The sequence below is a fragment of the Bartonella sp. CL63NXGY genome, assembly GCF_042194905.1.
Classification (GTDB): domain Bacteria; phylum Pseudomonadota; class Alphaproteobacteria; order Rhizobiales; family Rhizobiaceae; genus Bartonella.
Genome location: NZ_JBHINK010000015.1, coordinates 1 through 17389, shown reverse-complemented (window position 1 = coordinate 17389; position 17389 = coordinate 1). Strand labels below are relative to the sequence as shown.

Genomic DNA, 17389 nt, shown 5'->3' with positions numbered 1-17389 from the left:
GCTATCAATCCTCTATCAATATGATATCTCAATATCTACGATTTCTGAAAAAAGAGTTTTACAATAAAGATATTTATATCGCTTTACACCTTGTAACAAAAGCCAAAAATATCATCAGATTTATCTCATTCCAGCCTGTTCATACTGAAGCAATCAAAACCATTCGCTTGCACCACACAAGCATCTGAATAAAAACAATTAAAAAAGGGAATAAAAATGGCTCTTATGAACTTCTTAAAAGCAAGAATTATAATAACATTTTGAACCAACTCAGGTAAATGAAATTTATTTATTAAATATAAAATTGTTATATTTCATGAACTTTACGTTATACCCTTCACGAGCAACATGTTTGAGATACCTCGATTTAAGATGAAGAAAAACGATAAGCTGTATCATCTTATGTATACCATATCGGGACAAGAATATTTATCTGTTTGTTTACTTTTCAAAGCGGGGAAACAGCCTAATTTTGGGGAGAAAACATAAAATCGTAAAGGAGAAAATCACCCCATTACCTTGCCATCACCCTTTAATTTCGCTTTACAATTTTTACAAGTATCTAAAGTATCTCAAGCAATATTTTTATGTATAATATACGCATTAATTACGTGAAAACTTGAAAAAACAAACAAGAAACACTGTTGTAATTTCAATTGACGATTGAAAGTAATTGCCTTATGAAGGAGGCTTGTGTTTTTGGTTGTATACGCGACAATCAAATAGGGTCTGGAAGCCCGAAAAACTCAAACTAGAAATAAAACCGCTTTTGCGGATATCCCGGAATTTCCGGGGGCTCTTGTTATGTCCAAGTGCTTTCAGCACTAAAAGCAAGGGGCTGTTTTGAGTCAGCACTGCCAGACCCCGGAATACTAATGCGAGGGCGCTCGCAACCGGTGGGGACATCAAGTGAAAGCCAAAAATCTACATTTTTACGATATTTCTTTAGGCCAAAAATTCGCTTCAGAAGAAACGTCATGGGTTTTTCTCAAAAACAATTAGGAAGTCATTTAGGCGTAACATTCCAACAAATCCAAAAGTATGAAAAAGGCTTAAATCGCGTAAGTGCAAGACGTTTACAGGAAATTGCTCATATATTAGATGTTCCCGTTTCCTTCTTTTATGCTGATAGCGCAAAAAAAGAAGAGAGCCCCTATCATTGTGATGACAGAATAGCAAGCAAAGCAGAATATTTACTTTTAAAAAATTTCAGAATACTGACCCGCAAAAAACAAAGAGCAATTTTGCAGTTGATTTCTGATGAAAAAATGACCCCTTATTTTCATAAATTCACTGAAAGGACAATCAACGTCCTTAATAATCTTGACAAGAATTGTGACTGTCTCCCCACACCTCATGAGAATGAAAATTCTTAATCTAATCTGATTTGTAAATAATCCGAATTCTAACGAGTTTAACTTAGAAATAGCACGTTGATTTATAATGATAATCTAACGTTATTGATATTGAATAAGTGTTTCGAATATCGTAAAATTCTTTCATTTCAAACGTGTTCTATATTGTATCAATCAAAATCTCTTGTTTGCACAACACAAGCAAAGTTGGCGTGTGAGTAAAAATGTACAAAAAGGCATACCTCTTATTGAATCGTCTCACATACCAAGAGCTGTAACGACATTGGGTGCTAAAAAAATGTATGATGGTGCTAACTTGCTCTTTTATTAAACGTAAATATGGGAGTGTTCAACGGCTTTCCACTCATATGAATCACTTAAACAAAAGGCTCTCCAAACAAGCCTAAGAATATTCCCACACACTAAAAAAACACTTAAATATATCGAGAAAGATTAAAGATCTTATACCACCATACTACAAAGATTGATATTTATAGCAAAATAGGATTAAAGTAAAAATAAGAAATATAAAGTAAAAAATAGACACGAAAAAAATATATGTATAACTTTCATAAGAATTTATCTATATATGGATACTTAAGTTTATTCTGTTGTGCCATAAATTCTATCATTTAAGGTATGAGGGCATGAAGCACGCATACCTCCTTAAAAAATTCAAAAGTGTGAAGGTAAACAATTGACAGAAGATAAGGAATTCACTTAATTAAAGTGTTTTCTAAAGAGATAATAGCTTAGCGTAAAATATTCAATTTTTTCAATTCTGAAAGATTAAAAAAGACGTATCATTTGAAATAAAACAATTTATTGTGCTAACGATGATGATTGCTGTGCACAAAATTGAGTTGTTGAAAATCAAAAATATAATTTAATGATGTTCCTTGACCAACTCACTCTCTCCTGAGTATAGCACGGGGAATAAATGTGGAGAGACATGAGGAGTATATAGAAAATGAGTTTTAAAGTTGCAATTGTCGGCGCGACCGGAAATGTTGGTCGTGAAATGCTTACAATTTTAGAAGAACGTGGTTTTCCTGCGCATGAAATTGTCCCTCTAGCATCACGACGCTCATTAGGACAAGAAGTTTCTTATGGAGATAAAACTTTAAAAGTAAAAGCACTGGATACTTACGATTTTTCTGACACAGACTTTTGTCTTATGTCTGCGGGAGGAAGCATTTCCAAAGAATACGCCCCTAAAATCGCTGCTGCCGGCTGTGTCGTCATCGATAATTCCTCCACGTGGCGCTATGATGCCAATGTTCCGTTAATAGTCCCTGAAGTCAATGGCGAAGCTATAAATGCCTTTTCTAAGCGTAATATTATAGCAAATCCTAATTGTTCAACAATTCAACTGGTCTTAGCTTTAAAACCTCTCCATGATGCTGCAATCATTAAACGTGTTGTTGTCTCTACATATCAATCGGTTTCTGGAGCTGGTAAAGAAGGAATGGACGAACTTTTCGAACAATCACGTGCAGTTTTTGTTGCAGACCCAATTACATCAAAAAAATTCACTAAACGTATTGCCTTTAATGTCATTCCTCATATCGATGTTTTCATGGAAGATGGTTATACAAAAGAAGAATGGAAAATGACGGTTGAGACGAAGAAAATTCTCGATCCGAAAATTAAATTAACGGCCACTGCTGTTCGGGTCCCTGTCTTTATCGGTCATGCCGAAGCCGTCCATGTTGAATTTGAAAAACCACTAAGCGCATCTGAAGCACAAGCGCTCCTCCGCGATGCACCAGGCTGTCAGCTTATCGATAAACACGAAGATGGTGGTTATACCACACCTTATGAAGGTACCGGAGAAGATGATACCTTTATTAGTCGTGTTCGTGAAGATATCACCGTTGAAAATGGTTTAGCTTTCTGGGTTGTCGCCGATAATTTAAGAAAAGGAGCAGCATTGAATGCCGTTCAAATTGCTGAATTGCTCATTTCTCGTAATTTGATAAAGCCTAAGTCCGCAAATTAATGCCCTGTCCGAAAAGATGAAGAGCCCTAACCGGTCTGTCAAAAGTCCGGCTTCTCTTCAGTATAATCTTTTCCAGCTGAGGATTCATATCACCATCCTAAAGAACCGTAATTCGAGGTATTGACAAATTTTACTCTGAATATCCTTGAATGCCTCACCACCTTAAGTTAAGCATTGCCGCCTTAATACCATTTTACGGTACAATAGGATCAGCAGCATAAGCATTTTTTGCTTTATGCTGCTGATCCTATTTGTCATTCCGGTTGTGAAATTAACTTTACCCTTATCGAGCAGGATAGGTCACGACACGGTAACGCGTTTCATTACGTTCAAAATTTTTGTAATTGACATTATTAGGAAAGGAGGGATTATAAGCACTCACGTGCTTTACAGAAACGCCTTGTGCTTTTTGCGACGGATTTAAAATTGTTCGTTCATCCCTTTTTTTAACACCTGTAGAATCGATAATCACATCTGTTCTGTATAGTTTTTGCATATTTTTCCGTGTTTTTTGAATCGCCGGAAGAGCTTTAAAGTCGGAAACAGCCTGTTTTACTTTTTCTTTTGGCGATTTTACCATGGCTTTTGATTTTACAGGCATCCTTTTAAAAGCAATGGTAGGAACATTGTTAACATTGACGTAACGTGCAGATGCCCAACCAACTTTTCCGTGATAACCAAGAGAACACCAAGTTTTATTGGATAGGCAGCCATAAATTTGCACTTTTGCTCCCATTGGAACCATTGCGATAACTTTATAAGCTGTCGCAGGACCTGTGCGTAAAGATACCTGACCTGATGCAACACGAGCAACTGTTCCTGTAATGGTTCCAGCTTCTGCGTGAAAAGCAGTCACAGCCACCTCTGACGCTCCCAAAGCCCATAAAATCATTGTTGTTGATAAAAATTTCTTTCTTAACATTATTTTTCTTCCTCTCTAAAACATGTGAAGGGCAAAATTTCGCCTTTACAAAAATTTGCCGCGTTTAAATCCAATGATCAGCAACCTTTATCCCCCCAAAGACCCCACAAAATCTCTCTTTATCGCCTACACGAACACGGCCTTTTGATCTTGATTGCGCAGTATGTTCTTCGTGAATTTACGGCTAAAGCATCATCTGATTGTCCGGTTCTTCAACCAATCGTCCCTTAAAGAAGTTTTTTAAGTGTCATTGGTTCCCTCAACAAATGATTGCAATAGAAGAATTGATTGCCCGAATTTCAGAGCATTTCTGAGAATGAATGATGATCAGCCCTCAAAACAACTAAAATAGAAGGAAAAATAATACTCTTTAAAAAATAAAAGTGATTGAATATTCTCTAAAGCTTGTATAACTTTAAATCTCCCTAAAAAAATACAGAGCATATTGACACTTCCCTCAAAAAATCTCCTGGAAAAGAAAGTTAAAAGTACATGACATTAAAATTTTTTTCTCGTAGTCGGATTATAGGATTATTCCTCTCTCTCTTTGCTCTTTTTTTATCTACGGTCTTTGTCATGGCTACAGACAAATCAAAAATCAAACTTGGTATTATGGAAGGGCGGGATGCGATTATTTGGAAAACTGCTGCTGAACAGGCTAAAAAAGACGGTTTAGATATTGAACTCGTTTATTTTTCTGATTACGCTTTGCCTAATGACGCTGTTAACGCAGGAGAGATCGATGCGAATGCTTTTCAGCACGCCCCTTATCTTAATGAACAAATGAAACAACGTGGCTATAAACTTTCAATTGTCGGCTATACATTTATTGCTCCAATCGGTGTTTATTCACACAAAATAAAAGACTTAAAAGATCTTCGTGATGGTGCACATGTTGGTATTCCGAACGACCCATCTAATGGTGGAAGAGCCTTACTTCTTCTCAATTCTTTAGGTCTCATTAAATTAAAAGATCCTCATAATATTCTTGCATCTCCGCTTGATATTATCGAAAATCCTAAAAACCTGCAAATTCGTGAGCTCGATGCCGGTATGTTAGGGCGAGCTATTGACGATTTTGATCTTGCAATTATAAACACAAACTGGGCTATTGTTTCCGGATTAAACTTCGAAAAAGATGTAGTCGCATGGGAGAGCGCAAAAAATAATCCTTATGATAATATCATCGTTGTACGCACGAGCGAAAAAGATGAGCCATGGGTTAAAAAATTAGTTGCCGCTTACAATAACGATCTTATCCGTGCAAAAATCAAAGAGATTTTTGGCAAAACCGCCCAAACATCTTGGTAATTGTGCCAAATATCCGAGTAATTGTGCCAAATGTCCGAGTAATTGTGAATGGAAAAACCTACTCTTATCTCCTTAAAAAACATCAGCCGTTGTTTTAACAAAACGGCTGGTATTCCGGTAATTAATAATCTCTCTTTAAATATCCATGCTGGTGAAATCCTTGGCATTATTGGGCGCAGTGGAGCAGGAAAATCAACACTTATCCGCTGTTTAAATGGGTTAGAGAAGATTGATGCAGGGTCCATTTTTTTTGAAGGTGTTGATATTTCCAATCTATCAGAGATAGAATGGGCGCCTTACCGTCAACGAATTGGGATGATTTTTCAACATTTCAATCTTCTCTCATCGCAAAATATTCTTGATAACATTGCATTGCCGCTTAAATTAAGTGGTGTAAGTAAAAAACAACGCCACAAACGTGCCCTTGAACTGATTGAATTGGTTGGGTTATCTGGGAAAGAATATTGCTATCCGGCACAATTGTCAGGAGGGCAAAAACAACGCGTTGGCATTGCTCGTGCGCTCGCTGCTAATCCTAAAATATTGTTATCAGATGAAGCTACCTCTGCTCTTGACCCTGAAACAACACAATCTATTCTAGAGCTCCTTGCTGATATTAATAAACACCTCAATCTCACGATTGTGCTCATCACCCATGAAATGGAAGTTGTGCGCACCATAGCGCATCGCGTTGTTGTTCTTAATCAGGGGAACATTGTAGAAGAAGGACGTGTGAAAGACATCTTTACATCACCGCAAGACGATACAACCATAGCCATGCTCAAGCTTGTCACCCCGCAACTTCCTGAAAAATTTGCGAAAAATCTCAAACCAATCGGACGAGAAGCTGTCATTGAAATTAATATTGCCGGTGAAATTGCCCAGCAGCCTTTTCTTCATCTTCTAGAAAATGAGAGTGGTTTAAAAGCACGTATTTTGCATGGTGGCATTGATACAGTTCAAGATGAAACCATCGGGAGACTCTTCTTGGCTCTTCCTGGAGAAGATAAAGAAGCTTTAGAAAAAGCTGTTCAATGGTTAACGAAAAAAGGACGATATTGTGAGGTCTTAGGCTATGTTTAATGTTCTGTCTCATGAACTTCCCCAAGCTGTTATTGATACAATATTGATGACACTTAGTGCTTCTTTTATGGCATTTATTATAGGGCTTCCCCTTGGTCTTCTTCTTCACACAACAGCACGCGGGGGGATTTTTTCCTCATCTCTCATCAATCGCCCTTTAAGCATGATCATTGACAGTATTCGTGCCATTCCCTTTATTATTCTTGCATTTTATCTTCTTCCCGTTACGCGTATCGTTGTAGGAAGAGGGATAGGAATGCCTGCTGTAATTTTTATACTGACCATTTCAGCTATCCCTTTTTATGCACGCATGGCGGAACTCTCTTTTAAAACCGTTGAAAACGGTCTTATTGAAGCGATCCGCTCTATGGGGGCAAGCCGTCTTCAAATTATCAGACATGTTCTTATTCCTGAAGCTCTCCCTAGCCTGATTACAGGTTTTACAGTCATGGTCATTTCTCTCATAGGAGCCACCTCACTTGCTGGATATCTTGGTGGAGGCGGTTTAGGGGATATGGCAATCCGCTATGGCTATCAACGCTATAATACCTTCATCATGACCATCGTCATCATCCTTTTGATCATGCTCAATATTATAACCCAATGGACTTCTGATAAAATCGTACAAAAACTTGATAAAACAAAACATTAAAAGACTTAGAATTTCACATGCCAATACCATCATCCTCTTTGCCACTTCCAAAGTGCTTCCCCCTTGCCTATCGAAAACGCTCATAAGAGATTAGGAACTTTTTTCTTAAACAGTTTTTATCTCTCCCCATCCGTTTGTAAAATGAAAGAAAATAGTTTTAATTGATTGAATATAAAAGGGGATAAAATAAGAGATCTCACAGTATGTGAGACTCTCTCTTAACATAAAAATAATAAATTATCATGTCAAATTAAGACATTGGTCACGACCTTTCCCAACCTTAGAGAACATATTGAACTTATATAGAATCAACCAAAACCTCTCGCTTGCACGTTACAAGCGGGAAGAGCTGGGTGAGTAAAAACTATATAAGAAAGGAAGGCAGGCATGCCTCTTATGAATTATCTCAAGCGCCAAGACCTGTCTTAACATTGGCGGTTAGCATATAATATGATGGTGTCGGCTTTCTTCTTTACAAAGCATAAAGATAGGGGTGCTCAATGGCTTTATCATTATACCATTCACAGGCGCCATTGCGAAATGGGTGTAACAAGCGTTGAGAGATGTTTCTTTAAAATAAGCCCGTGAATTGACAACGCAAGTATATTCCATTTGAAGCGTTCTGTTTTACGTGATGGGTATGATCCCATTAAAGAACGCTATAAATAAAAGCGTGAAGCAATGCACTATCTACATTAAGAAACTCCTCTTCAAAACGATCTAGGAAAATAGCAACCTGCTATGGCCATCAACGCTATGATAGCTCCACTATATCTATCATCCTATAGATTATTCTCAATATTATCATTGAAGAAACTTCTAATAGAATTGTATAAAAATTTTATAAAATAAAGCACTCAAATAATCTAGATATTGGAAGGTTTTTCTTCCAAAATAGCAACAATAAGCCATTGAGCTGTAAGAGCTGGTTTTTTTAACTTTTCAATTTCCACCGTAACCCCATAATGGAAAACCACTCGACCAGAAGGGCGAATTTCTGCGTCGTCTAACACAAAACGCGCACGTATCCGTACCCCTGTTTTCACAGGACTCATGAAGCGTACTTTATCGAAACCATAATTAATCCCCATTGTGCTCCCTTCTAACTCTGGAAGCGCCTCATAAGCGAGCGTAGACAAAAGCGATAATGTTAAAAAACCATGAGCAATCGTGCCGCCAAAAGGTGTCTTTTTAGCCTTTTCCTCATCAACGTGTATCCATTGATGATCATCTGTAGCACATGCAAACTGATTAATCATATCCTGTGTAACAAGACGCCACTCCGATAATCCCATTTCTTTCCCAATAAAACTGGTGACATCTTGTACTGCTATTTTTTGCTGCATAACGCTATTCCTATTTTATTTGATAAAAGCAACCACCCCTCTTGCTTTTATAAAATCCATTGATTAGAGCATCAAGAATAAAAGATTAATTGTCTTAAAAACAAATGCACTTTATGAATGAGAAAAGTTCTTTAGCAGAATAGTTTTCAAATGGGAAAAAAGAATGGCAAGCAATGTGAACCTAACAGGTTTAGCGCATGATTTAAAACAACGTGCAGAAAAGCATCCCCCCATCCGTATTGGACTGATTGGTTGTGGTGAAATGGGCACAGATTTATTATCAAGTATTGCACATATGGATGGTATAACAGTCGCAGCTGTAGCCACTAGAACGCCGTCACGTATTTTTGATGCCGCTACACTAGCCTATGGCGAGGGTGGACATGTCTGTGAAGTTGAAAATACTTATGCTCTCACGCAAAGCATTGAAAAAGGTTTGATTGCAGCAACAGATGATATTAACCTTGTTTTACGTCATGAACAAATTGATATTATCGTTGATGCAACAGGCTATCCCGAAGCAGGAGCAGAAATTGGTATTAAAGCGCTTGAGAATAACAAACATCTTGTCATGATGAATGTTGAAGCAGATGTTACAATTGGCGCTTATCTCAAACATGAAGCAGAAAAACGAGGGCTCATTTATACACTTGGTGCCGGCGATGAACCAACTGCTTGTATGGAACTCATAGAATTTGTTTCAGCCCTTGGACATAAGATTGTTGCAGCTGGTAAAGGAAAAAATAATCCTCTGCGCTTTGATGCTACACCTGACGCTTACGAAGAAGAAGCATACCGGCGTAATATGAATGTGCGCATGTTGGTCGAATTTATTGATGGTTCCAAAACGATGGTTGAAATGGCAGCCATTGCCAATGCCACCGGACTTCTCCCCGATTGCCCAGGAATGCATGGACCACGAGCAGCGCTACAAGATTTAAACAAAGTGCTTATTCCAAAACAAGATGGGGGTATTTTACAGCAATATGGTGTTGTAGATTATTCAATAGGTCCAGGTGTTTCACCTGGTGTCTTTGTCATTGCCGAAATAGCACACCCGCGTTTACGCGAACGTATGGAAGATTTAAAAATTGGTCAGGGGCCTTACTTCACCTTTCATCGCCCCTATCATTTAACAGCAATGGAAGTTCCCCTCACCTGCGCACGTATTATGCTTTATGGCAAAAAAGATATGGTTCCTCTTAGCCATCCCGTAGTAGAAGTCTGTGCTGTTGCTAAAAAAGATTTACATCCAGGTGATCAGCTAGACTTTATCGGTCTTTATACTTATCGTGCTTGGATAATGAACATTGCAGAAGCACGCGCTCACCACGCCATTCCTTGTGGTCTTTTGGAAAAAGCAACAGTAACAGCCGCAATTAAAAAAAACGAACTCATTACAGTACATAATACTGCTATTCGTGAAAATCAATGGATTGCACGTCTTCGTGCTAAACAAGACCTTTTACTTCATTGCCCTTCTTCCGCTAAGCTATAAATACTCCTAAATTACTTTACTTAACAGTATCCTTCCCTTACGCAACAGAACAACCCAGAATACACTTGTATCAAAAATTCAGGCTTCTGTTTTAATAAAAGCATTTTCCAACGACGCACATCACCACTTCGCTCTCACAATATGTCCCGTAAATGCGACAGTATAAACCACCCCATGAGATGGCATAAGGTTCATTGTGTATCACTATCTTTGCTCTATAAAGCTACAAACAGGCATCATCATTTTATTTGCCAATATTACAACAGCGCATAGCACTTGAGATGATTAATGAGAAGAATTTTTACTCTTTTTTCTTTAATAATTTTGTCCATACACGAACACAACTTGTTATACGTAAAAAATACTTTTGATGGATTTAACATCAAACAAATTTGAAATGATAAATAATAATTTCTCATTTTTCTTATTGCATGAGAGCCATGAATACAGGGATATTTTTTATTTTATCCCCTTATGAAAGATAAAAAAATTTAAAAAGGATAAAATATACCTTTGATGAATAATCTTCATATGAGAGAAGGTAGACAATATTAAAAGGCTGTTAAAGAGAGTGAGTATACTAGCCTTATTACTAGGATAATAACCATAGACTATAAAAAATCAGGTTACACTACTTTGTAAAAAAAATATAAATGTAAAACATTGAACTTTAATAATGTTAATAAAAGCTACATTTATTATTAAGAATAGTAATTTTATTATCAAATACAGTATAAATGATTTCAAGTATGTATTTTTTTCAACATAATGAAATGAACAAAAAAGTCATCGACTTTATCGATGATCTTTCTATTAAAGTGTAACGAATATTCCCCAAAGAGATAAAACAGCACCTAATACATCCCCAATACATAAAGAAGCAAGAAGTGATAAAATACCTACCCCCCCCAAAAAGCTGAACCTGAAAAGGCAGCAGCTTTTTCAGCTTTCCCCAAAGCAATACCATCTTGTTCCTCAACGCCTTGAATAACTGCTCTATTCACAGTTTTAATAGCTACATTTTTTTCTAATGTAGAAATAGTAATTGCCATTCTCTCTTGAAATTGATTTTTTAAAAAACTTGCATTTCCCGCTATAGTTTGTACAAAAAAAAGAATAAATAGTGTAAAAGTGAATGAACATACACGATTTTTAAATATTTTAAACATAGCTTTCTTTGCTCCTCTTTTTCTTCACTGAAAAAATGAAGTAATCTTCACATATATAAAAAACAAAACTTATATTTAATCATTTATATAATCAGACATAATAAAACATTATATGTAATTTTGTTATTACAATATAACACATTATGTATTACATGTAAATACACAAAAAACAATAAATGATAAAAACGATTTATTCCTTTTACATTATAATAACTTAAGATACTAACAGTAATATTTTGTCATTTTTTATTTCTATTCTTCAAAGTAATAATAATTTATAAAATTTCTCATTATAATAAATATTAAAAAACAAATTCATTTAAAAAGTTAAATAATAGAGATTTTATAAATAATTTAAAATGAAGTTTTAAAGAACTATATCATTTAAAACTGTCAATATAATGATAATACTTATATATTATTTAAATAAAAACAAAAATAGAATATTGTTAGTGAATCTTTTATTATATAACTCATCAGTAATATTGAAACATAAAATTGGTAGCGAATAAAAACCTTGATCTAAAACAAGTTTATCCTAATAAATAAACCTTAAAATAGTGTACTCTTTTTCTATAAAACAGGTATAAATTATAAAAAGCAATTAAGATCTCTATTTTCAAATGGAAGAGACGTTAATAAAATGATTCTCAACTTTTACTGATATATAAAAAGAAAAAAATACTGCTAGCATCTTAAAAAAGGTAATTCAGCCCCCTTTATCCCATACAGCATAAAGAACACAAAATATTGACTTTCAAACCTAATAAAACAAACGCATGAAATAAGTAAATCTATCAGATTTACAAAAAAATTATAAGCAATACTAGAACACCAACAAACTACCTAAAACCAGATAAAAAGAGAGTCATGAAAAATGAGATGATCCCCAAAATACTGAAAAAACTTTCTTTCTTAATTTTCATAAAAGTTATTCCATATTTTTCGTCAATATTGTAGATCACAACCATATTTATATTTTAAGTAATTATATTTACTCTATATTAGTAACAAATAATTCTCTTTGAACGAAATTTTTAGCAATATTCACATAACTGTCTTCAATTTGTGCAAAATAAATAATAATAATAAAGAATTAATCAAATTCTTGAAAGAAAAGGAATAGAGAAACTTACTAAAAAATTGCATTTTTAAAATACCAACTTAAGTAGCACATTGAAAAAATAACGCCATGAAAACTGATATTGAATGATAAATTCATCAACCGATCACTTTAATCGCAAAATATTAATCTATAATAATAATTTATTGTTTTGCATGTTGAATGAGAAAGCTGACGATTATAAAACTCTCTTAATTTTAACTCTGTTTATATTGAATCAATCAAATTTCTTCACTTGCAAATAACAAACGAGATCGGTGTGTGTGTGTAAACACACTTAAAGAAAGGAAAATATCACTTATGAGGTATTTTAACTAACAAGCGCTGTTAACACAGTATTGAAAACTAGCAAAGTGAATGATGATACCCATTTTTACTTTAAAAGTGTAAATATGGTGGAACACAATAGATTTTATATTATAAGGCTTTATCGTTATACTATTCACGGGCGCCGTTGCAAAATAGGCTTGGATACCTTGAGAAATGTTTCTTTAAAACAAAAGCGTCAATGTGCAACACAATGGCGTTCTGTTTATTATGTATCCAACGGTGTTTCTTACTGAATCATCTTATAAACTGCTCTATGAGATTACAAATTTATCTTACGTGAATTCTTCCCTTTATATTTATTTTTTCTCATGAACACTAAAATCTGTTAAGACACTATCCAAAGTAAAATCAATCAACAAATATTTCTATTCTTTTGTAATATACAGATAATTGAATAGAATTCCTGATTGCAACAAAAGTCTGTACTATTGTAATAATAGAAATACTTTGATCATCCTCGCTCTATAATAAAAAAAGAATATGTAATTTACAGAAAAAATTACATTTTTAATAAATAATGAAAAATAATTTTTTCATTATTTATGTGAAGTATTTAATATGCATAAATATTTACTTATTAAAAAATGATAATATACATCAGAAATACTTACAAAAGACAACTATCTTGAGAAAGATTGCCTAATATTACAGAAAAGTTGCGTTGTCATTGCTCAATAAAAGCTTCTCTATTTTTAACAAAGCTCTCATTTTTATGCATCCATATGTGATGTAAAAAGACGCCTATTTGCGTTTCTCTTATAGATAGATTAAATAGTGACAGCACCTTCGATCACTTTGTCTATGTTAACTTCTCTTTTAGGCAATAATTTATGGTATCTAACAGGCCTTTTCTCGCTCTTTTACCTTTGGGCGCACACGAATATCACGGAGAGCACCTTCCTTTCGAAACCGACTGGATTATTGCTGAAGCTTTTGCAAAAGCCCTCACTTTACAAACAAAAGAGCAGTTTCATATCGCACTTTTACCGGTTGAAAAGATTGGCTATTCTATAGAACATATGGATGTTACAGGTACACAAACTCTTACCTTTTCCGATGCGATTAAGCGATGGATAAAGATTGGTGAAAACTGTTATCACAAAGGGATCAACCGTCTTCTTCTTCTCAATGCTCACGGAGGCAATTCACCTTTAATGAGCATCGTTATCACCGAATTACGAAGGCGCCTTTCCATGCTCGCTGTAGCAACAAGCTGGAGCCGTTTTGGTTTACCACAAGGTCTCATAGAGCCGTCTCAACAACATCTTGATATCCATGGAGGCTTTATCGAAACCTCTCTCATGCTCTATTTAGCACCAGAAAAAGTCCATATGGAAAAGGCAAAAAATTTTCATAATAAACAAGCGGATATGATTGCCAATTATCGATATTTACGTGCTTATGGTCCTCATGCCTTTGGTTGGACAATGCGAGATCTGAACACGCAAGGTGCGGCAGGAAACGCAAGCAAAGCAACACCACAAGCCGGTGAAGCAATCTTTTCTCATGTTCTGTCTCAGCTTCGTGATTTACTTGATGATATCAATCGATTTAACATAAACACATGGCAATAAAGAACAATAAAAGGTCTCTCCATGGAAACGACACACCCCAAAAAACTTCCCGTTACGGTTCTCACAGGCTATCTTGGTGCTGGAAAAACCACCCTTCTCAACCGCATTCTCAGTGAAAATCATGGCAAACGTTATGCCGTCATTGTCAATGAATTTGGTGAAATTGGTATTGATAATGACCTGATCATTGAATCAGACGAAGAAATTTATGAAATGAATAATGGCTGTGTTTGCTGCACCGTACGTGGTGATCTCATTCGCATTCTGGAAAGTCTGATGCAACGTTCTCATCGATTTGATGCGATCATTATAGAAACGACAGGGCTTGCTGATCCTGTTCCTGTAGCACAGACCTTTTTCATGGATGATACTATCCATGAAAAAACAGCTCTCGACAGTGTCATAGCGGTCGTTGATGCAAAGCATTTTCCCTCTCAACTGAAAACAAGTCGTGAAGCTGAAGATCAAATTGCCTTCGCGGATATTATTCTTTTAAATAAGATTGATCTTGTCACCCAACAAGAACGCAGCCATGCTGAATCCCTTATTCTCGCCATTAATCCCAGAGCCATAATTTACACAACAGAGCGCGTTAACATCCCTGTTGATAAACTCCTCGATCGTGGCTTCTTTGATCTCCAACGCACTTTAGATAATGATCCCCATTTTCTTGACCATCATCACGCAGATCATGTATGTGGTCCCGATTGTAATCATGATCATGACCATCATCACGCATCCCCCATTCATGATATTACCATCACTTCTATAAGTTTAAAAACAGATGTTCTGCAACCAGAAAAGTTTTTCCCTTGGATCCAGCAGGTTACACAGCAACAAGGACCTGATATATTGCGCCTTAAAGGCATTATCGCCTTTCAAGGAGACGATGATCGTTACGTCATTCAAGGAATACATATGCTTCTTGAGGGACAACATCAACGCCCATGGCGTGAAGATGAAAAACGAGAAAGTCGCCTTGTTTTTATAGGACGCTCTCTTGATACTGAAAAATTAAAAACTGGTTTTGAAAATTGCGCATAAGTGAGTGATAATGCCAAACATTACCCATTATGATCTCAAAAGTTACTGCCTTTCCTGCGGTTTTATAGGCAATAAACCAGCCTTTGTTTCCGTAGAAGGTTTCATTGTTTTTTTTAATCCAGCCCCACAAATCGTTGAAGTTCACCAAGGAATAATTTCAAGCCATTTTTCCCATGACAATACCGCGATCATCACCGGTGGAGAAGATGGAAAAATCTGTCAAACAACCGCAGCAGATCACACGGAAGTGCTAAGCCAAAAAGAACGCAAATGGATAAACAACGTTGCTTTTGGTCCACAAAAAGCTTTTGCTTTTTCCTCCTCACGTTTCGCATTTGCGCATGTTGGAAAAGAACGACAAGAGCTCACACATGAACGTAGTGTAGAAGGCCTCGCTTTTGCCCCAAAGGGTTTACGACTTGCCGTTGCCCATTACAATGGAGTCACTCTTCATTGGTTATCAACGCAAGTATCTCCCACCACATTGGTATGGAAAGGAGCTCATTGTGGCGTCACCTTTTCACCAGACAACCGCTATGTCATTTCCACGATGCAAGAAAACGCCTTACACGGTTGGCGTCTCACTGATAATCAACATTTACGGATGAGTGGCTACCCAAGCAAAGTCAAAAGCTGGTCTTGGAGCGCAAAAGGAAAATGGCTAGCAACATCAGGTGCCTCTGCCGCAATTGTTTGGCCCTTTCATACAAAAGACGGCCCCATGGGAAAAACACCTCTAGAACTAGGCACACGAGCAAATGCGCTTGTTAGCACCGTTTCATGCCACCCAAACAAAGAAATTGTAGCAATAGGCTTCAATGATGGAATGATTTTAGCGGCACATTTTCATGATGGAAAAGAAGTCCTTCTAAAAGGTTATGGGAAAAGCGCTATCTCAGCACTTAACTGGGATCAAGCAGGGCAAAACCTCTCCTTCGGTAGCGAAAATGGTGAATGTGGTATAATCAAGATCACTGATTAAATTAAGCACCCAAAAGCGCAATCATCGCCGATAAAGAATGCCCACACAATCCTCCAGAAATCTTATCCCCTTGCATCTCTAGAGCTCTCAGAAATCCTATCTCCCTAATCTCCCCCCCAAAGTCTCCTAAAATCTTCGTAATCATTAAATCTTCTCTTTTCTTTTCCTTCCCCCCTTTAGACAAGAAAATACCTTAGACATGTTTTTTGACCTTTTAACATTGCTACCCCCATACAAGAATAAAAACATCACCCCTAAGACCGAAAACCCCACTCCCTATCAACATCTATATAGGCTACATACTTCCACAAAAGCATTTTTCTTAAAAATTCGGCAAAAAATAGCTGATATCATCATTAAAACAACGATTTATTCCTACGATCAGAAGAATGGAATTCAACACTATTTTCCTAAATAAAATTTTTTTGATTTCCCTCTCTAAAGAGCAAGGTTGCCTACTAGCAGCCTTCTAAACTGCAGTTTTTTTCCTAGAAAATTCCATCTAATAATCATTTCATAGAGTTTCTATCACCGTCTTCTGTTCCGGTATCTCCTTCATCTCCAGATTTTGTCCCCACTCCTTCTGCCCCTGTTGAACCTGCACGTCCTTCTGTACCAATTGTTCCAGAGGACCATTCTTTTGTGCAACCTATGCCTGCACCGTTTGTTCCAGTTGAAGATTCTACTGATGAGGTTCGTCCATCTGAGCCCTCTATTCCGGTATCTCCTTCATCTCCAGATTCTGTCCCCACTCCTTCTACCCCTGTTGAACCTGTACGTCCTTCTGTACCAACTGTTCCAGAGGACCCTTCTGCTGTGCAACCTATGCTGCACCGTTTGTTCCAGTTGAAGATTCTACTGATGAGGTTCGGCCATCTGAGCTCTCTGTTCCGGAGGACACTTCATCTCCAGATTCTGTTTCTCCTCCTTCTGCCCCTGTTGAACCAAAGCCTTCTGGGTCTTCTGACCCTTTGGATTCCTCGTCTAATCTCCAAATT

At 36.5% G+C, this 17389-nt stretch carries 15 protein-coding genes; 9 read left to right on the top strand and 6 right to left on the bottom strand.

Features of this window, described 5'->3' with window-relative positions; translation table 11 throughout:
* Window positions 1-802 precede the first annotated feature (802 nt).
* Window positions 803-979: a hypothetical protein gene (locus ACFIK0_RS07535; protein ID WP_375663737.1), complete on the bottom strand. Its 177-nt coding sequence runs from the start codon at window positions 977-979 to the stop codon at window positions 803-805.
* Here ACFIK0_RS07535 and ACFIK0_RS07530 point away from each other — a divergent pair.
* Both ACFIK0_RS07530 and ACFIK0_RS07525 read left to right on the top strand, forming a co-directional pair.
* Window positions 978-1376 (top strand): helix-turn-helix domain-containing protein, encoded by a 399-nt coding sequence (locus ACFIK0_RS07530; RefSeq protein ID WP_275065251.1) that lies wholly within the window; start codon window positions 978-980, stop codon window positions 1374-1376. The genes ACFIK0_RS07535 and ACFIK0_RS07530 overlap by 2 nt on opposite strands.
* A gap of 949 nt (window positions 1377-2325) precedes the next feature.
* Window positions 2326-3357: an aspartate-semialdehyde dehydrogenase gene (locus ACFIK0_RS07525; RefSeq protein ID WP_273791468.1), complete on the top strand. Its 1032-nt coding sequence runs from the start codon at window positions 2326-2328 to the stop codon at window positions 3355-3357.
* 283 nt (window positions 3358-3640) lie between these two features.
* On the opposite strand, the gene ACFIK0_RS07520 is transcribed toward ACFIK0_RS07525, so the two are convergent.
* Entirely contained in the window at window positions 3641-4279 is a 639-nt protein-coding gene (locus tag ACFIK0_RS07520; protein ID WP_273791469.1) for an SH3 domain-containing protein, read from the bottom strand.
* 492 nt (window positions 4280-4771) lie between these two features.
* On the opposite strand from ACFIK0_RS07520, the gene ACFIK0_RS07515 reads away from it, so the two are divergent.
* The 3 genes from ACFIK0_RS07515 to ACFIK0_RS07505 are packed head-to-tail and all read left to right on the top strand — an operon-like array spanning window position 4772 to window position 7325.
* Window positions 4772-5590, top strand: coding sequence for a MetQ/NlpA family ABC transporter substrate-binding protein (locus ACFIK0_RS07515; protein ID WP_273791470.1), 819 nt, complete (start codon window positions 4772-4774; stop codon window positions 5588-5590).
* A gap of 48 nt (window positions 5591-5638) precedes the next feature.
* The gene (locus ACFIK0_RS07510) at window positions 5639-6673 is read left to right on the top strand and encodes a methionine ABC transporter ATP-binding protein (RefSeq protein WP_273791471.1); all 1035 of its coding nucleotides are present in this window, start codon (window positions 5639-5641) and stop codon (window positions 6671-6673) included.
* Window positions 6666-7325 (top strand): methionine ABC transporter permease, encoded by a 660-nt coding sequence (locus ACFIK0_RS07505; protein ID WP_015856780.1) that lies wholly within the window; start codon window positions 6666-6668, stop codon window positions 7323-7325. The genes ACFIK0_RS07510 and ACFIK0_RS07505 overlap by 8 nt, the downstream gene beginning before the upstream one ends.
* Window positions 7326-8191: 866 nt before the next feature.
* Here ACFIK0_RS07505 and ACFIK0_RS07500 read toward each other — a convergent pair.
* The gene (locus ACFIK0_RS07500) at window positions 8192-8671 is read right to left on the bottom strand and encodes a MaoC family dehydratase (RefSeq protein WP_273791472.1); all 480 of its coding nucleotides are present in this window, start codon (window positions 8669-8671) and stop codon (window positions 8192-8194) included.
* A gap of 163 nt (window positions 8672-8834) precedes the next feature.
* Here ACFIK0_RS07500 and ACFIK0_RS07495 point away from each other — a divergent pair, with 163 nt between their 5' ends.
* The gene (locus ACFIK0_RS07495; protein ID WP_375663736.1) at window positions 8835-10169 is read left to right on the top strand and encodes an NAD(P)H-dependent oxidoreductase; all 1335 of its coding nucleotides are present in this window, start codon (window positions 8835-8837) and stop codon (window positions 10167-10169) included.
* A gap of 899 nt (window positions 10170-11068) precedes the next feature.
* Here ACFIK0_RS07495 and ACFIK0_RS07490 read toward each other — a convergent pair.
* A complete protein-coding gene (locus ACFIK0_RS07490; protein ID WP_375631492.1) occupies window positions 11069-11338 on the bottom strand; it encodes a hypothetical protein in 270 nt (89 codons plus the stop codon).
* 2283 nt (window positions 11339-13621) lie between these two features.
* Between ACFIK0_RS07490 and ACFIK0_RS07485 the strand changes: the two genes are divergently transcribed.
* Genes ACFIK0_RS07485 through ACFIK0_RS07475 form a run of 3 tightly spaced genes read left to right on the top strand, consistent with a single transcriptional unit; the run spans window position 13622 to window position 16391 of the window.
* Complete coding sequence (locus ACFIK0_RS07485) at window positions 13622-14365, top strand: creatininase family protein (RefSeq protein ID WP_375637763.1); 744 nt, start codon at window positions 13622-13624, stop codon at window positions 14363-14365.
* 21 nt (window positions 14366-14386) lie between these two features.
* Window positions 14387-15409: a CobW family GTP-binding protein gene (locus ACFIK0_RS07480; protein WP_375643619.1), complete on the top strand. Its 1023-nt coding sequence runs from the start codon at window positions 14387-14389 to the stop codon at window positions 15407-15409.
* Window positions 15410-15419: 10 nt separating this feature from the next.
* Window positions 15420-16391 carry a WD40 repeat domain-containing protein gene (locus ACFIK0_RS07475; protein ID WP_375643617.1) on the top strand — a complete coding sequence of 324 codons (972 nt, stop codon included), beginning with the start codon at window positions 15420-15422 and terminating at the stop codon, window positions 16389-16391.
* A gap of 1 nt (window position 16392) precedes the next feature.
* Here the strand turns inward: ACFIK0_RS07475 and ACFIK0_RS07470 are convergent, their stop codons facing one another.
* Together ACFIK0_RS07470 and ACFIK0_RS07465 are read right to left on the bottom strand one after the other, a co-directional pair.
* Window positions 16393-16536: a hypothetical protein gene (locus tag ACFIK0_RS07470; RefSeq protein WP_375623872.1), complete on the bottom strand. Its 144-nt coding sequence runs from the start codon at window positions 16534-16536 to the stop codon at window positions 16393-16395.
* Between the two features lie 364 nt (window positions 16537-16900).
* Window positions 16901-17143 (bottom strand): hypothetical protein, encoded by a 243-nt coding sequence (locus ACFIK0_RS07465; protein WP_375663735.1) that lies wholly within the window; start codon window positions 17141-17143, stop codon window positions 16901-16903.
* Between the last annotated feature and the right edge of the window lie 246 nt (window positions 17144-17389).

Excerpts from the sequence above, each read along its gene's own strand:
- ACFIK0_RS07530 (WP_275065251.1), top strand. The coding sequence starts at position 978 with ATGGGTTTTTCTCAAAAACAATTAGGAAGTCATTTAGGCGTAACATTC.
- ACFIK0_RS07535 (WP_375663737.1), bottom strand. The coding sequence starts at position 979 with ATGACGTTTCTTCTGAAGCGAATTTTTGGCCTAAAGAAATATCGTAAA.
- ACFIK0_RS07525 (WP_273791468.1), top strand. The coding sequence starts at position 2,326 with ATGAGTTTTAAAGTTGCAATTGTCGGCGCGACCGGAAATGTTGGTCGT.
- ACFIK0_RS07520 (WP_273791469.1), bottom strand. The coding sequence starts at position 4,279 with ATGTTAAGAAAGAAATTTTTATCAACAACAATGATTTTATGGGCTTTG.
- ACFIK0_RS07515 (WP_273791470.1), top strand. The coding sequence starts at position 4,772 with ATGACATTAAAATTTTTTTCTCGTAGTCGGATTATAGGATTATTCCTC.
- ACFIK0_RS07510 (WP_273791471.1), top strand. The coding sequence starts at position 5,639 with ATGGAAAAACCTACTCTTATCTCCTTAAAAAACATCAGCCGTTGTTTT.
- ACFIK0_RS07505 (WP_015856780.1), top strand. The coding sequence starts at position 6,666 with ATGTTTAATGTTCTGTCTCATGAACTTCCCCAAGCTGTTATTGATACA.
- ACFIK0_RS07500 (WP_273791472.1), bottom strand. The coding sequence starts at position 8,671 with ATGCAGCAAAAAATAGCAGTACAAGATGTCACCAGTTTTATTGGGAAA.
- ACFIK0_RS07495 (WP_375663736.1), top strand. The coding sequence starts at position 8,835 with ATGGCAAGCAATGTGAACCTAACAGGTTTAGCGCATGATTTAAAACAA.
- ACFIK0_RS07490 (WP_375631492.1), bottom strand. The coding sequence starts at position 11,338 with ATGTTTAAAATATTTAAAAATCGTGTATGTTCATTCACTTTTACACTA.
- ACFIK0_RS07485 (WP_375637763.1), top strand. The coding sequence starts at position 13,622 with ATGGTATCTAACAGGCCTTTTCTCGCTCTTTTACCTTTGGGCGCACAC.
- ACFIK0_RS07480 (WP_375643619.1), top strand. The coding sequence starts at position 14,387 with ATGGAAACGACACACCCCAAAAAACTTCCCGTTACGGTTCTCACAGGC.
- ACFIK0_RS07475 (WP_375643617.1), top strand. The coding sequence starts at position 15,420 with ATGCCAAACATTACCCATTATGATCTCAAAAGTTACTGCCTTTCCTGC.
- ACFIK0_RS07470 (WP_375623872.1), bottom strand. The coding sequence starts at position 16,536 with ATGATTACGAAGATTTTAGGAGACTTTGGGGGGGAGATTAGGGAGATA.